This window comes from Brevundimonas sp. (assembly GCF_024711105.1).
GTDB lineage: Bacteria > Pseudomonadota > Alphaproteobacteria > Caulobacterales > Caulobacteraceae > Brevundimonas.
On record NZ_JANJTL010000010.1, the window covers coordinates 1 to 14,172 of the forward strand.

At 68.6% G+C, this 14,172-nt stretch carries 13 protein-coding genes; 7 read left to right on the forward strand and 6 right to left on the reverse strand.

The annotated features are described in order from the left end of the window. The 6 genes from Q0M60_RS00615 to gmk form a co-directional block, all read left to right on the forward strand. A partial coding sequence (locus Q0M60_RS00615; protein ID WP_296814620.1) for an SDR family oxidoreductase occupies window positions 1–334 on the forward strand: 334 nt, incomplete at its 5' end. A 173-nt stretch (window positions 335–507) separates the two neighbouring features. Further along, on the forward strand, window positions 508–747 hold the full coding sequence (locus Q0M60_RS00620; RefSeq protein WP_296814622.1) for an acyl carrier protein: 240 nt from the start codon (window positions 508–510) through the stop codon (window positions 745–747). Between the two features lie 91 nt (window positions 748–838). Further along, entirely contained in the window at window positions 839–2,119 is a 1,281-nt protein-coding gene (gene fabF, locus Q0M60_RS00625; RefSeq protein ID WP_296814625.1) for a beta-ketoacyl-ACP synthase II, read from the forward strand. Next, complete coding sequence (gene mltG / locus Q0M60_RS00630) at window positions 2,116–3,147, forward strand: endolytic transglycosylase MltG (RefSeq protein ID WP_296814628.1); 1,032 nt, start codon at window positions 2,116–2,118, stop codon at window positions 3,145–3,147. The genes fabF and mltG overlap by 4 nt, the downstream gene beginning before the upstream one ends. Before the next feature lie 17 nt (window positions 3,148–3,164). Then, complete coding sequence (locus Q0M60_RS00635) at window positions 3,165–4,031, forward strand: YicC/YloC family endoribonuclease (RefSeq protein ID WP_296814650.1); 867 nt, start codon at window positions 3,165–3,167, stop codon at window positions 4,029–4,031. Further along, window positions 4,021–4,680, forward strand: coding sequence for a guanylate kinase (gmk, locus tag Q0M60_RS00640; protein ID WP_296814631.1), 660 nt, complete (start codon window positions 4,021–4,023; stop codon window positions 4,678–4,680). Before Q0M60_RS00635 ends, gmk begins: the two co-directional genes overlap by 11 nt. Here gmk and rsmA read toward each other — a convergent pair. The 6 genes from rsmA to Q0M60_RS00670 all read right to left on the reverse strand — a co-directional run bounded on the left by rsmA (window position 4,677) and on the right by Q0M60_RS00670 (window position 12,665). After that, on the reverse strand, window positions 4,677–5,501 hold the full coding sequence (gene rsmA / locus Q0M60_RS00645) for a 16S rRNA (adenine(1518)-N(6)/adenine(1519)-N(6))-dimethyltransferase RsmA (protein WP_296814633.1): 825 nt from the start codon (window positions 5,499–5,501) through the stop codon (window positions 4,677–4,679). The two genes, gmk and rsmA, sit on opposite strands and share 4 nt — an antisense overlap. Continuing rightward, the gene (gene pdxA / locus Q0M60_RS00650) at window positions 5,491–6,495 is read right to left on the reverse strand and encodes a 4-hydroxythreonine-4-phosphate dehydrogenase PdxA (protein ID WP_296814636.1); all 1,005 of its coding nucleotides are present in this window, start codon (window positions 6,493–6,495) and stop codon (window positions 5,491–5,493) included. Before pdxA ends, rsmA begins: the two co-directional genes overlap by 11 nt. Window positions 6,496–6,498: 3 nt before the next feature. Beyond that, window positions 6,499–7,803, reverse strand: coding sequence for a peptidylprolyl isomerase (locus tag Q0M60_RS00655; RefSeq protein ID WP_296814638.1), 1,305 nt, complete (start codon window positions 7,801–7,803; stop codon window positions 6,499–6,501). Between the two features lie 70 nt (window positions 7,804–7,873). Beyond that, a complete protein-coding gene (locus tag Q0M60_RS00660) occupies window positions 7,874–10,330 on the reverse strand; it encodes an LPS-assembly protein LptD (RefSeq protein WP_296814641.1) in 2,457 nt (818 codons plus the stop codon). Between the two features lie 26 nt (window positions 10,331–10,356). Then, the gene (lptG, locus tag Q0M60_RS00665) at window positions 10,357–11,502 is read right to left on the reverse strand and encodes an LPS export ABC transporter permease LptG (RefSeq protein ID WP_296814643.1); all 1,146 of its coding nucleotides are present in this window, start codon (window positions 11,500–11,502) and stop codon (window positions 10,357–10,359) included. Then, on the reverse strand, window positions 11,499–12,665 hold the full coding sequence (locus tag Q0M60_RS00670; protein ID WP_296814646.1) for an LptF/LptG family permease: 1,167 nt from the start codon (window positions 12,663–12,665) through the stop codon (window positions 11,499–11,501). Before Q0M60_RS00670 ends, lptG begins: the two co-directional genes overlap by 4 nt. Before the next feature lie 85 nt (window positions 12,666–12,750). Here Q0M60_RS00670 and Q0M60_RS00675 point away from each other — a divergent pair. Then, window positions 12,751–14,172 (forward strand): leucyl aminopeptidase (locus Q0M60_RS00675; RefSeq protein WP_296814648.1); only part of this gene is annotated, 1,422 nt, incomplete at its 3' end.

Here is a 14,172-nt window from a genome sequence, read left to right on the forward strand (position 1 = left end):
CGGCGTGACCTCGGTGGTCGGGGTGACGGGCAATCCCGGCCAGACCAACTATTCGGCGTCCAAGGCGGGGATGATCGGCTTCTCCAAGTCCCTGGCCCAGGAGGTCGGCAGTCGCGGCATCACGGTCAACTGCATCGCGCCGGGGTTCATCGCCTCGCCGATGACGGACGTCCTGAACGACCAGCAGCGCGAGGTCATCCTGTCGAAGATCCCCGCCGGCCGGCTCGGCTCGGGCGACGAGATCGCCGCGGCCGCCGTCGATCTGGCGTCGGACGAGGCGGCCTATGTGACCGGCCAGACCCTGCATGTGAACGGCGGAATGGCGATGATTTGATCGCAGCCGCGGCCGCTGGATCGCAACAGACTGTTTCCCGCCGTTACGGCTGTGCTAAAGGCGCGCAACCGGCGTGTGTGAGTCCCCGTTATGGCTTGCGCCGCCGCTGCTGTCGTGAGACGGCAGGACCGAAGTTAACGCCGCGGAAGCGGTCACAGAGCAGAGAGACACTCATGTCCGATATTCTCGAGCGCGTCCGCAAGATCGTCATCGAGCACCTGGACGCCGATCCGGACAAGGTCACGGAAAAGGCCAGCTTCATCGACGACCTCGGCGCCGACTCTCTCGACAACGTCGAGCTGGTCATGGCCTTCGAGGAAGAGTTCGACATCGAGATCCCCGACGACGCCGCCGAGCACATCCAGACGGTCGGCGACGCGGTGAAGTTCATCTCGGAAAAGTCGGGCGGCTAAGCCGACCGACTCTGGGCTATGTTGCGGCCGCTCTGGCGTCCCCTGCGTGGGGACCCGGGCGGCCGTAGCTGTTTCTGAAGGGTAGGTCCGCATGAGACGTGTCGTCGTCACCGGGATCGGTCTTCTGACCCCTCTGGGGTGGGGCCGCGAAATCACCTGGAAGCGCATCCTCGCGGGGCAGTCCGGCTGCGGCCAGATCACGAGCTTCGACACCGAGGGCTACGGCTGCACCATCGCCTGCGAGATCCCGCAGGTGGACGGGCGCGGCGGCGGCGCCCCGGATCAGGAAGGCGCCTTCGATCCCGACCAGGTGATGTCCGCCAAGGATCGCAAGCGGGTCGACGACTTCATCATCTATGCCGTGGCCGCTGCCGATGAGGCGCTCGCGGACGCGGACTGGAAGCCCGAGTCCGACGAGGACCGCGAGCGCACCGGCGTGATGATCGGCTCCGGCATCGGGGGCCTGGGCCCCATCGCCGACACCGCCATCGAGCTGAAGGAAAAGGGCCCGCGCAGGATCAGCCCCTTCTTCATTCCGTCGGCCCTGATCAATCTGGCGTCCGGACAGGTGTCGATCCGGCATGGCCTGAAGGGCCCAAACCACGCCGTCGTGACGGCGTGCGCCACCGGCGCCCACGCCATCGGCGACGCGGCCCGACTGATCGCCTTCGGAGACGCGGACGTGATGGTGGCCGGCGGGGCCGAGAGCTCCATCGTGCCGATCGGTGTGGCCGGCTTCGTCGCCTGCCGCGCGCTCTGCACCAGCTTCAACGACAATCCGACGGCGGCCAGCCGTCCCTATGACAAGGGCCGCGACGGCTTCGTCATGGGTGAGGGCGCGGGCGTGCTGGTGCTTGAAGAATACGAGCACGCCAAGGCCCGGGGGGCGAAGATTTACGCCGAGGTGGTCGGCTATGGCCTGTCGGGCGACGCCTACCACATAACCGCTCCCTCCGAGGACGGCGACGGCGGTTTCCGCGCCATGAAGGCGGCGTTGAAGACGGCGGGGCTTGAGGCGTCCGACATCGACTACGTCAACGCGCACGGCACCTCGACCATGGCGGACGGCATCGAGCTTGGCGCCGTCGAGCGCCTGCTGGGCAATCACGCGGCCAACGTCGCCATGTCCTCGACCAAGTCGATGACCGGCCACCTGCTGGGCGCCGCCGGCGCCATCGAGGCGGCCTTCTCGATCCTGGCCATCCGCGACCAGGTCGCGCCGCCGACGATCAACCTGGACGATCCGGAGTTCGATACGCCCATCGACCTCTGCGCCAACAAAGCCAGGCCGATGAAGATCGACGTCGCCATGTCCAACTCGTTCGGCTTCGGCGGCACCAACGCCTCGGTCATCTTCAAGCGCGTCGCGTGAGCCGGTTCGATCCGCGGCAGGAGGGGCGCGGCCGCAGCCCCGTGAGAGCCGCGCTGCTCAGCGGACTGGCGACCCTGTTGCTGCTGAGCGTCGCCGCGTTGGCCTGGGCCTGGGCGGTCTACACCGCCGACGGGCCGGAAGCGCGCCAGGGCGACGAGACCATCGTGGTCCTCCCGTCGGGCGCAGGCGTGTCGCGCATCGCAGGCATCCTCGACGCCGCCGGCGTCATCCGATCGGAGACGCTGTTCAAGGTGGCCGTCCAGCTGACCGGCCGGGAACGCGGCCTGCGCGCCGGGGAGTACGCGATCGCCAGCGGCGCCTCGATGTCCGAGGTGATCGAGCACCTGCGCTCCGGCGAGGTGGTCCGCCACTTCGTGACCATTCCCGAAGGCTGGTCCAGCGCTCAGGCGATGGACATTCTGAGCCGGAACAATCTTCTGACTGGAACGGCTGAGGCGCCACCTGAAGGCAGCATCCTGCCCGAGACCTATGAGATCCAGCGCGGCGAGAGCCGGGCGGCGCTTATAGCGCGCATGCAGGCGGCCCATGACGAACTACTGGCCGAGCTCTGGCCGGGCCGCCAGCAGGGGCTGCCTTTCTCGACACCTGAAGAGGCGGTGATCCTCGCCTCCATCGTCGAAAAGGAAACCGGGATCGCCGAGGAGCGGCCGCGCGTGGCCGCCGTGTTCGTCAACCGGCTGCGGCTCGGCATGCGTCTGGAGAGCGATCCGACGGTCGTCTACGGCGTCAGCCAGGGCCGTCCGCTCGGCCGCGGCCTCCGGCGCTCCGAACTCGACCGGCCGACGCCTTACAACACCTATCTTGTCGGCGGCCTGCCCCCGACACCGATCGCCAATCCCGGCCGCGAGGCCTTGGAGGCGGTGCTGAACCCGCCCAGCACCAACGAACTCTTCTTCGTCGCCGACGGGACGGGAGGCCATGTGTTCGCCCGCACCTTCGAGGAGCATCTGGCGAACGTCGCCCGCTGGCGGCAGATCGAGCGCCAGCGCCTGGAGGCCCAGCCGTGACCGCAGCCCTGTCGGGTATGACCGGCTTCGGCCGAGCGGACGGCCAGTCCGGCGAGTGGGCCTGGTCGATCGAGGCCCGCTCGGTCAATGGCCGCAATCTTGAGGTGCGGACCAAGTCGCCGCCGGGTTTTGACGCGCTCGACCGCGCAGCGCGCGAATTGGCCCAGGCGCGCTTCCAGCGCGGCCAGGTGGGCGTGACGATCCAGTTGAAGCGCGCCGAGGGCGCGGCAGCGCAGGTGCGAGTCAACACCGAGATGCTGACCGCTTATCTCGCCCGCACCCGCTGGCTGATGGAGCAGGGCTCGGCGCCGCCCACCGCCGACGGCCTGCTGGCCCTTCGCGGGGTGCTGGAAACGGCTGATGAGATCGGGGCTGACGCCCAGGCTGCGCTCGAGGCCGGCATGACGACGGACCTCGGCGCCGCGCTCGATGCGCTCAAGGCGGCGCGGGAGGACGAGGGCGCCCGGCTGGCGCCGTTGCTCGGCGGCTTTCTGGACCGGATCGCCGAACTGACCCGGGCCGCCCGCGGAGAGGCCGAGGCCCAGACGATCGCCATCCGTGAGCGTTTCGCCCGCCGCGTGGGTGAACTCACCGACGGCGCCGATGGACTTGAAGAGCGCGTGTTTCAGGAGGCCGCCATGCTCGCTGCCCGCGCCGACGTGCGCGAGGAGCTTGACCGACTCGACGCCCACACGGCTTCGGCGCGCGACTTGATCGCCCAAGCCGGGGCGGTTGGCCGCCGGCTGGATTTCCTGACGCAGGAGTTCATGCGCGAGGCGAACACCCTCTGTTCGAAGGCGGCGACCATCGCCTTGACGGGACTCGGCCTGGACCTCAAAGCCGTCATCGAGCAGTTCCGGGAACAGGTCCAGAATGTCGAGTGAGGCGTCCGAGCAGGGCGAGCGCCGGGGATTGATGCTGATGGTCGTCGCCCCCTCGGGCGTCGGCAAGACGTCGTTGACCCGCAGGCTGATCGCGGACCATCCGGACCTGCACCTGTCCATCTCGGCCACCACCCGCCCGCCGCGCCCCGGCGAGCACGAGGGGCGGGACTATCACTTCGTGGACCGCGCCACCTTCGACGCCATGGTCGAGGACGACGCTTTCCTCGAATGGGCCGAGGTGTACGGCAACCGCTACGGCAGCCCGCGCGAGCCCATCATGGCCGCCCTCAACCGCGGCGAGAGCGTTCTGTTCGACATCGACGACCAGGGCGCCAAGACCATCGCGGCCCAGGCGCCCGAGGATTCGGTGCTCGTCTATCTGCTTCCACCGTCCCTGGCGGAGATGAGCCGGCGCCTGCACGCACGCTCACAGGACTCGGACGAGGTGATCCGCGAACGCATCGCCCGCGCCAAGGACGAGGTTAGTCGCTGGGACAGCTTCGACTACGTCGTTCTCAATGACGACTTCGACCGGGCCTATGCCGAGTTGGCGCACATCTTCCATGCCGAACGGGCCCGCCGCTGGCGGAACCCGTGGGTGGGCGATTTCGTGCGCGGCCTCCTTTGTGAAGAGATCGAAGGCGGCTAGGACGGAGCGGCTTCCGCCAGTCTCAGGAAACCGGCGACGTCGATCACCTCCGCCCGTGCGTTGGGATCCACGTCCGCGGCCGCGCACAGGGCCTCGCCTCCGAGCGGCTTCAGCGACGATCTCAGCATCTTCCGGCGCTGCCCGAAGGCGGCGGCTGTGACGCGTTCGAGCGATTTCAACAACTCCGGCTCAGGCGGGTTCGGCCTGGGGTCGAGCCGCACGACGGCCGACGCCACCTTGGGCGGCGGCGTAAAGGCCCGCGCCGGCAGGTCCATGACCACGCGCGCCTCGCAGACAGCCTGGGAGATGACGCCGAGGCGGCCATAAGCCGAGACGCCCGGCCTCGCAGCGACACGATCAGCCACCTCCTTCTGGAACATCAGGGTCATGGAGCGCGGCCGCCAGGCGCCGGTGAGCCACTTGATCAGCAGCGGCGTGCCGACGTTGTAGGGCAGGTTCGAAACGACGTGGCCTGGACCGCCGGCGAGCAGGGCTGGCTCATCGACGTTCAGCGCATCGCCCTCAATGACAGTGAGCCGTCCGTCCGCCTCAGCCGCCAAGTCCTCGAGCGACGGAATGAAGCGCCGATCCTTCTCGACCACCACGACCTGCGACGCATCCGTCTCGAGCAGGGCGCGGGTGAGGCCGCCGGGACCGGGCCCGACCTCGATGACCGCCTCGCCGTGAAAGGGACCGGCCAGCCGGGCGATCTTCCGCGTCACGTTCAGATCCAGCAGGAAATGCTGGCCGAAACGTTTGTCGGCCATCAGGCCGTGAGCCTCCAGCACCTCGCGCAGGGGCGGCAGGTCGTCAGCGCGCATCGGTGCGCCGTTCGGCCATTTCGGAAGCCAGCCGGATGGCGGCGATCAGGCTGTCCGGCCGCGCGACGCCCTGGCCGGCGATGGCGTAGCCGACGCCGTGGTCTGGCGAGGTGCGGATGATCGGCAGGCCGAGGGTGGCGTTCACCCCGCCCCAGAAGTCCAGCGTCTTCACCGGGATCAGACCCTGATCGTGATAGAGGCAGATCGCCGCGTCATAGGTGCGGCGGGCCTCGTCGTGGAACAGGGTGTCGGCGGGCAGCGGGTCGGTGATGTTGATGCCCACCCCTCGGAGCTTGGCCACGGCGGGACCCAGCACCTCCGCTTCCTCGAGCCCCAGGGCGCCGGACTCGCCGGCGTGTGGATTGAGGCCGGCCAACGCCAGCCGGGGCTGCGCAACGCCGAAGTCCCGCCGCAGGGCTTCGTAGGCGACAGTGGCGGTGCGCACGACGCGCTCCTCCGTAACCAGCTCAGGGACCTCGGCCAGAGGCACGTGGATCGTCACCAGACAGACCCGCAGGTCCCGCGCCGCCAGCATCATCACCGGGCCGCGTTGCCCCTCCTGGGAAACGTTCGCGGTCAGGTCGGCAATGAACTCGGTATGACCGGGAAAGCGGAAGCCCGCGGCGTAGAGCGGCGCCTTGGCGATCGGCGCGGTGACCACGGCCGAGGCCTCGCCGCCGAGCGCGAGCCCCACGGCCGTTTCGATCCAGCCGGTGATGGCCGAGGCGTTGGCAGGCTCGGAGACGCCCGGCCGGGGCGGCGTTGCGCAGGGCGCGTGCAGCACCGGTAGGGCGGACGCGAACGCTCCAGCGGCCTCAGCCGGCGCGCCCAGCCTGCGGACGGGGACGCCTTGGGCCTCCAGCACGTCAGCATCACCGGCGACGAAGAATGCCCCCGATCCGCGGTTCAGCGCCCGCCAGGCCTTGGCGATGATCTCCGGCCCGACGCCGGCCGGATCGCCCAGGCTGAGGGCGAGGGGCCGCGCCGGGGTCACGGATCAGTCTTCCCGCTGCTCGATCGTGGCGGCGTTGCGCAGATCGCGGATGTAGCGGCGGGCCAGCATGTTCAGCTGCTGGCTGCCCAGTTCGCGCTCAATGTCCTCGCGCGAGGGGATGTCGTCGCTGGCCGACCGGCGGCCGCACAGGGCGACCAGGTGAAGACCCAGCGGAGTGCGGATCGGCTGGCTGACGCTGCCGACGGCGCCGGTGCGGGCGATTTCCTGGAACTGGGGCGCCAGGTCCGAGACGTTGGCTTCGCCCAGGTCCGTGCCGATCACACCCGGCGTGCCCTGGGCGCGCTGGAGGATGTTGTCGCAGGTCAGACCGTCACGCAGACCGCTCAGCGTCGCCGTCGCAGCCGCGACCTGTTCCGCCGTGGCGGAGGCGTCGAGCCGGATGGCCGCCTGGCGCAGGTTGGCCAGGGTGGAGACCGAGCCTGCGCGCTCGTCGCGCAGCAGGATGATGTACACCCCGCCATCGACCGCGATCGGGTTGGACAGCTGGCCGGGGTTCATCTGCTCCAGCACGGTCTGGACGGCCGCCGGCGGCTCGCCCGCCACGACCCAGCCGCCGTCGCCGCCGGATGCGGCCGAAGGCGCGGAGCTGAACTGCCGGGCAACAGCCTGGAAGGGCGCGCCCGCGATGATCTGCTGCGTCAGCTGGCGGGCGCCGTTCATGGCGATCTCCATCCCGCCCACGGTTGCGGCGTCGATGTAGATTTCTCCGATAAGCCATTGCGGACGCGAGGCGTTTTCTTCGATCCGCTCCAGGACAGCGTTGACCTGGTCGGCGCCGACGCGGGCGCGGTCACGGTAACGTCCGCTGACCAGCATGCCCCAGCCGATGTCGTTGCGCAGTTGCTCTCGGAAGGTCTCCGGACGGATGCCGAACTGCTCCATGGCGGCGAGCAGGGCGGGGCCCGTCGCGCCGCGTTCCTGAGCGAGCGACTCGATCTCGGCGTTGACCACCTCGTCGCTCACCTCCACCTCGAAGCGCGCGAGTTCCTGCGTTTGCAGGCGCTGGTCGATGAGCGCCCGCAGCGCCTGCTGCTGGATCGCTGGCAGGTTCTCCTCGGTCGGCTGCAGCTGCGAATTGAAGATCACCAGCAGCATCCGCTGACGCAGGTCATAGCTGGTGATCAGCTGGTCGTTGACGGTCAGCAGGACGCCCTCGCCCAGCTCGAACTCGGGCGGGGCCTGGGGGGTGGTCGCGGGGGCCGTCGGCTGACCCGCGATCTGGGCGGTCGAAGGCTGGGCAAGGGCGATGGCCAGGGCCACGGCTCCCACGGAAAACATCCAACGCATGGGTGAAGTCGTTCCTCTTCCGACGTGCGGTGCGAGCCGCAGGGCGGCGGTCATCTGACAGTGTCGCGTCCTAATAGCCTGACCCGCCCAATGTGGCGAGGTTTAGGCGTACGAATACGCCCTCGGATGAGCGCAGGCCTGTCTGTCCAAAGACAGTTTCGTCGCGCTCATAGAGCAGTTCGAAGCGGAGGCACTCGTCTTCGTACAACAGGCCGACCTCGGACCGCCGCCAGAGGTTCTCGTCTAGGTCGCGCATGGCCCGGAAGCTCACGCCCCAGTCGCCGACCAGGAACACCTGGCCGGACACCTGGACCGTTTCGTAGTTGCGGCTGCCCAGGGGTGAGGGGTCGGTGTTGTCGACGATGTACCGGAGCGAGACCCGGTCATTTTCGCGAAAGCGGGCGCCGAAGCCCACCTCGGCCGTGCGCACCGACAGATCGTCGTCCAGGCGCGCCCTGGCCCAGCCGGAGGCATTTGCGAAGGGCTGCAAGGTCGCGGCCACCACCCAGTCCGATGAAGTTTCGGAAATACCTGTCGGATCATACAGTTGGCCCGGAGACCCTGCTATTGGTCTCAGGTAGTCCGGTTCGTCCTCGGCACGGAACATCCGGCCGACGAATAGGCTGCCACGCCGCGTCGGTCCCATTTCCACCGTGGTGCGCACGCCCAGGCTCAGGCGGGCTCCGCCCTCATAGAGGTCGTAGCCCGGGAACTTGTTCTCCTGGAACAGCGAGGTCTCGTCCAGTTCGAGGACCTGGCTGTCCTCGTTGGGTATGCGTGGGTCGATGTCGGCGTCCGGCGAGACGGCGAGCTGCGCCATTGGCTCCAGAGTGACCGAGCCGCCCTCGAACCTACGGATCAGGGGATACCGAACGTCGACGCCGAGCGTGGCGTTGAACCGCGAGAGGGCGTCATTCTCGCTCGGGGAGCCGACGGCCGGCAGGTCGGAAACCGAGTAGACGTCGGCGCGCCCCGTCAGGAACGGTTCGAACCGCAGCCCGCCGGAGGTGGTGATGCTGCGGCGCCAGTCGATCTCGACCGTGGCTCGGGTGCTATCCACGCCCGACATGTCGGCAGGCGGCGGCGCCGCGGCGTACAGGGGCGAGAGTACGGGCGAGCCGACGTAGTCTTGGCGGAACAGGGCGACCGCAGAGCCACGGAAGCGCAGGCGTCCGCCGAGCACAGGGTCTTCCGGCTCCCAGCGCGCCTCGATCATAGGACCCACCAGCGGCAGGGTTCCGTCGTCCTCATAGACGACCCCCCGCGCGTCGCGGGTGGAAAACCCGAACCCGCCGAATCCGATCGGGCGCAGGCTCTGGAAACTGAGCACGGCGAGCGAGAAGAACGACCGCTGCGTCTGACGCACCACATAGGCCTGGCTGATCAGCCGCCGGTAGTCGGTGAGATACAGGCCGCGGTCTTCGTAGACGTCTTCGATGTCGTAGCGGTCGAACAGGCTCTTGTCGGAAACGCGTTCGACGCTGAAGCCCCACCGCCAGTCGCGATTGATGTTGAACTCGCCTTCGCCGAGCACGTAGCCGCGTGACTCCGCCTCGCCGTAGCGCTCGTTCTCAAAGTCCGCGCCAGGCCCGGGAAGGGTGTCGATGTTCCCGAACAACCGCTCGTGCGTGTAGCCGGCCCGGATGTTGGCCTGGCCGGAATAGAAGCGGCGCCGCCAGTCGAGGTTCAGGAAGGGATTCACGCTCGCATTCACTTGCGGGCTGATGATCAGGTCCTGATGGGGCGAGATGACCCACAGATAGGGCTGCTCATAGGAGAAGCCGCGGCCATCCGAGGTCGTGATGGTGGGGATCAGGAAGCCGGACTGCCGCTCGGCGGTCGGATCCGGGTGCCAGAATACCGGCGAGTAGAAGACCGGCACGCCGGCCACGCGGATCACGGCGTTGCGGTAGAAGACGACCGCGTTCTCCTGGTCCTGCACCACCGTCTCGGCCTGGATCGACCAGGTCGGCTCGCTCGGCTCGCCCTCGCTGTTGCAGATGTCGCAGGGGGTGAAGATGGCGTTGTTCAGCTCATTGACCGTCTCCGAGCGCCGCACGGCAGTGGCCGAGGCGATGCGGATGTTGTCCTGGAGCAGGGTGGCGAAGCCGGTGGCGACGCCCGCGCGCAACTCGTCGTCGAGCTCGATGGTGTCGGCGTACTGCAACGTGCCGTCCGGATTGATGAGCTCGGCGTTGCCCGAGGCGGACAGCAGGCCGGTCTCGGTCTGGTAGTCGACCCGGTCGGCGCGCAGTAGCCGGCCCTGATAGCGGCCCTGGACCAAGCCGGTGGCCGTGATGACATGGGCCTCGCGGTCCTCGGTGATCGAGTCGGCCTCGAGATACAGGCCATCCGAGGTAAGGCCGTCCGGGCCCGGCTGCTCGACCGTCTGGCGCGCGCCTTGAGCGGGCGCGGTCTGAGCCAGGGCCGGGGCCGAGATGGCCAGCAGGGCAAGCGCCGCCGCGCCCGCGAACAGGCGGCCGCGCAGGAACGGCTTGGCGGAGGCTTCGTCTGGACGGCGCTGCATCGTGTCCTTCGTCGGCTCCGCCTGGGTTAGCCGTCTTCGGTGTAGCAGAGCAAGGTGAAGGCAGACAGCATCGCCAGCAAGGGCGGCGCCCAGGCCGCGACGAATGGCGGCAGGGTCTCGGCCTCGCCCAGGGCGCGGCTGAAGGCCGCCAGGAAATAGAAGAGAAAGCCGAGCGCGATCGCCGAGATCACCATGAAGGGCAGATCCCCCAGTCTGAGCAGGCGAAGCGAGAACGCCGCCGCCAGGATCGAGATGGCGGCGAACATAAGCGGCGTCGCCAGGAGCTCCTGGAGCCTCAGCCGATACTGGGTGGCGGAAAAGCCCGCCGATTCGATGCGGTCGATGGTCCCAGGCAGTCGCCAGAAGGGCACGCTCCGCGGGGCCTCGAACCGGTCGAAGGCTTCGGCGCGATCCAGGTTCGAGGGGATGGACAGGGTGGCGTAGTTGACGGCCTGCTCACCGGCGGCGGCCTCGCGCGCATTGGTCAGTTCCCAGCGGCCGGGCAGGAGTTCCGCCGTTTCGGCCTCGATGCGCCGCTGGAAGGAGCGCCGCCCGTCGTCGTCCGCGACATAGACGAACATGGACACATCGTTCAGGCGGCTGGTGTCGGCGTCGCGTTCGCGCGCCCGAATCACGACCTGGGTTCGGCCGTCGCCCTGGCGGACCCAGACGGTCGAGGCGCCAGGCTCCCCGGACTGGGTGTCGAGCATGGCCCGGCTCGCGGCCTCGTAGCGGCCGTTCAGCCATGAGGCGAAGGGATTGAGGGCCACCACTGTCGCCACGCCGATGACGAAGGCCGCCCCCGCCGCCGGGAAGATGAACCGCCAGGCCGACACGCCCGCCGCGCGCATGGCGACCAGTTCGCTTCGTCGGTTCAGGCTGACGAAGGCCGCCAGCACCCCGAACAGGAAGATGAACGGCAGGAGTTGAAGGATCACGTTCGGCGACTTCATCAGCATCAGGCCGATGAGCTCGGCGGCCGAGACGTCGACGCGCGAGCCGAGGTCGCGCGAGATCTCGACGAAGTCGATCAGCATGATGACCGCAGCCATCACGCCCAGCGCACCCGCGACGGCCCTGAGGGTGCGGCGCAGGACGTAGATCTCCAGCCGGCTGAGCCGGCCCTGCCATTGGCGCAGGAAGCCCGGCAGGCGCGCGTTGCGGCGTCTCATGCCTGCGCTCCCGCGAACCGCTCGGGGCCGGCGCCGATCGCGACCCTCCGGTCGACCCTCTGGCGGAACAGGACACGCATGCCGAACCAGATCAGGCCGAGCGGCAGCAGGTACTGCACGACATTGACCCAGACGCTGCTTCCCGCCGCCGACAGGACGGCGAAGCCCAGCAGGCGCACCGCGATCGCTGTCGCGGAGTAGACCGCGATGCGCCGCCCGTACCCGGTCCGGCTGAACGATCCGCCGAGCACGGCCGCCAGCGCCATGACCATGAAGCCGATGACGTAGAGCGGCGAGGCCAGCCGCGCGTGGCCCTCGGCGTAGAGCTTCTCACGATTGCCCTGTTCCCACTCGTTGTCCGGATCGGGGAAGAACAGCTCGGTCAGCCAGCGGTCCGATTCCTTGTAGTGCAGAGGGTCCGGCTCGACCGCGTAGGGCGTCAGGTCAAAGACATACTCGTCGAACGACAGGAAGTTCAGCACCCCGGCGCCCGAGAATTCCGAGCTCGACCCCTCGTTCAGGATCATGGCGGGCCGGCCGTCCAGGCTGGTGATCCGGCCGGTGGCGGCGTCGTAGAGGGTCGCGCCGTCGGTCCGCTCGATGTGGATGAACAGGTTCCGCATGATCCCGTTCTGGTCCACCCGCTGGGCGTAGATGGTCAGGTTCGGCGCCCCCTGAACGAACTCGCCCTCCTGCACCAGGATGGCGGCCAGGTCGGCCCGCACCGAGTGCAGTTCCTCGCGCATCTCGCGCATGCCGGCCGGCTGGATGAACAGGTTGGAGATCAGGGCCACCAGGGCCACCAATACCGACAGGCGAATCGCGGGATCGATGACCCGCCACCGGCTCATGCCCCCGGCGTAGCAGACGACGATCTCGTGCTCGGAATGCAGCCGGTTCAGCGCCAACAGGGCGCCCACCAGCACCCCGATCGGCAGGATCAGGGTTACTACCTGGGGCAGGGCCAGGAAAGTCACCTTGGCGACCGTCCAGGCGCTCTGTCCGCGCTCCACGATCAGGTCCAGCTGCCCCAGGCTCTGGCCCAGGAGGGCGACAAGCGTCAGCGCGCCCACCGCGATCACCACGGGGACGGCCAGCTGACGGAAGAGGTAGCGGTCGATGATTCTCATGCAGGCGTTGCGGGCGAAGGCCGCGCGGGGCATGTATCACGCCCGTAAGCGAACGCCACGTCCGGTGTCACGCTAGCTGAACGAAGCCGGCCGACAAGAGCCGCTCAGGAGTAAGCCCATGAATATCCAGTTCGCCGCCTCCGCAGGCGACGCCGACGCCATCGCCCTGTTCGTCCACGACGGCTCGACCCTGACTCCGGCGGCCCGGGACGCCGATTCGCGTCTGGGCGGCGCGGTGGGCCGCGCGGCGGGGCAGGGGCGCTTCAACGGCAAGGCCGGCCAGTCGGCGCTCGTCGGCGGCGCGGCCGGCGCCCAGACCTGGGTGATCGGCGCCGGCGGCGAAGCCGATTTCCGCGACCTCAACGTCGAGGCCGCCGCCGCCTCGGCCTACAACGCCGCCAAGCTGTCGGGCGCGACCACCCTGGCGCTGGAACTGAGCCACCTGGACGCCGAGCAGGCCGCCCGCGCCGCCTTCGGAGCCCGCCTGGCCGCCTACCGCTTCGACAAATATCTGACCAAGCAGAAGCCCGAGAAGGTCCCGTCGATCACGACCATCCGCGTTGTGGCCGGCGACGCCGCCGCCGCCGAGAAAGCCTTCGAGAGCTGGAACGCGGTCGCCGACGCTGTCTATTTCGCGCGAGATCTCGTCTCCGAGCCCGCCAACGTCCTCTATCCCGAGTCCTTCGCCGAGCGCTGCAAGGGCCTGAAGTCGCTGGGCCTCGAGATCGAGGTGCTTGGCGAGAAGGAGTTGGAGAAGCTGGGCATGCGCACCCTCCTCGGCGTCGGCCAGGGCAGCGTCCGTGAAAGCCAGCTGGTCGTCATGCGCTGGAACGGCGGGGCCAAGGACGCCCAGCCCATCGCCTTCGTCGGCAAGGGCGTCTGCTTCGACACCGGCGGCATCTCCATCAAGCCCGCCGAGGGCATGGAGGAGATGAAGTGGGACATGGGCGGCGCAGCCGCCGTCGCCGGCCTGATGCACGCGCTCGCCGGCCGCAAGGCCAAGGTCAACGCCGTGGGCGTCCTGGGCCTTGTCGAGAACATGCCCGACGGGAACGCCCAGCGGCCCGGCGACATCGTCATCTCCATGTCGGGCCAGTCGGTCGAGGTGATCAACACCGACGCCGAGGGCCGCCTCGTGCTGGCCGACGCCCTCTGGTACACCCAGGAGCGCTTCAAGCCGAAGTTCATGGTCGACCTGGCGACCCTGACCGGGGCCATGATCATCTCGCTCGGTCTCGACTACGCGGGCGTCTTCTCGAACAACGACGAACTGGCCGACGCCATCGTCTCGGCGTCCAAGCCGACCGGCGAGAAGACCTGGCGCATGCCTCTGCCCGAGGAATACGAGCGCATGATCGACAGCCCGGCCGCTGACGTGAAGAATTCGTCGGGCCGCACCGCGGGCTCCATCACCGCCGCCCTGTTCCTTCAGCGCTTCGTCAACAACACGCCCTGGGCCCACATCGACATCGCCCCGACCGCCTGGAAGAAGGATTCCAAGGTCGGCACGGTGCCGGACGGCGCCACCGGCTACGGTGTG

What these genes read in the sequence shown, in the direction of transcription:
- Q0M60_RS00620 (WP_296814622.1), top strand. Translation starts at nt 508, where the DNA reads ATGTCCGATATTCTCGAGCGCGTCCGCAAGATCGTCATCGAGCACCTG.
- fabF (WP_296814625.1), top strand. Translation starts at nt 839, where the DNA reads ATGAGACGTGTCGTCGTCACCGGGATCGGTCTTCTGACCCCTCTGGGG.
- Q0M60_RS00635 (WP_296814650.1), top strand. Translation starts at nt 3,165, where the DNA reads ATGACCGGCTTCGGCCGAGCGGACGGCCAGTCCGGCGAGTGGGCCTGG.
- gmk (WP_296814631.1), top strand. Translation starts at nt 4,021, where the DNA reads ATGTCGAGTGAGGCGTCCGAGCAGGGCGAGCGCCGGGGATTGATGCTG.
- rsmA (WP_296814633.1), bottom strand. Translation starts at nt 5,501, where the DNA reads ATGCGCGCTGACGACCTGCCGCCCCTGCGCGAGGTGCTGGAGGCTCAC.
- Q0M60_RS00655 (WP_296814638.1), bottom strand. Translation starts at nt 7,803, where the DNA reads ATGCGTTGGATGTTTTCCGTGGGAGCCGTGGCCCTGGCCATCGCCCTT.
- Q0M60_RS00660 (WP_296814641.1), bottom strand. Translation starts at nt 10,330, where the DNA reads ATGCAGCGCCGTCCAGACGAAGCCTCCGCCAAGCCGTTCCTGCGCGGC.
- lptG (WP_296814643.1), bottom strand. Translation starts at nt 11,502, where the DNA reads ATGAGACGCCGCAACGCGCGCCTGCCGGGCTTCCTGCGCCAATGGCAG.
- Q0M60_RS00670 (WP_296814646.1), bottom strand. Translation starts at nt 12,665, where the DNA reads ATGCCCCGCGCGGCCTTCGCCCGCAACGCCTGCATGAGAATCATCGAC.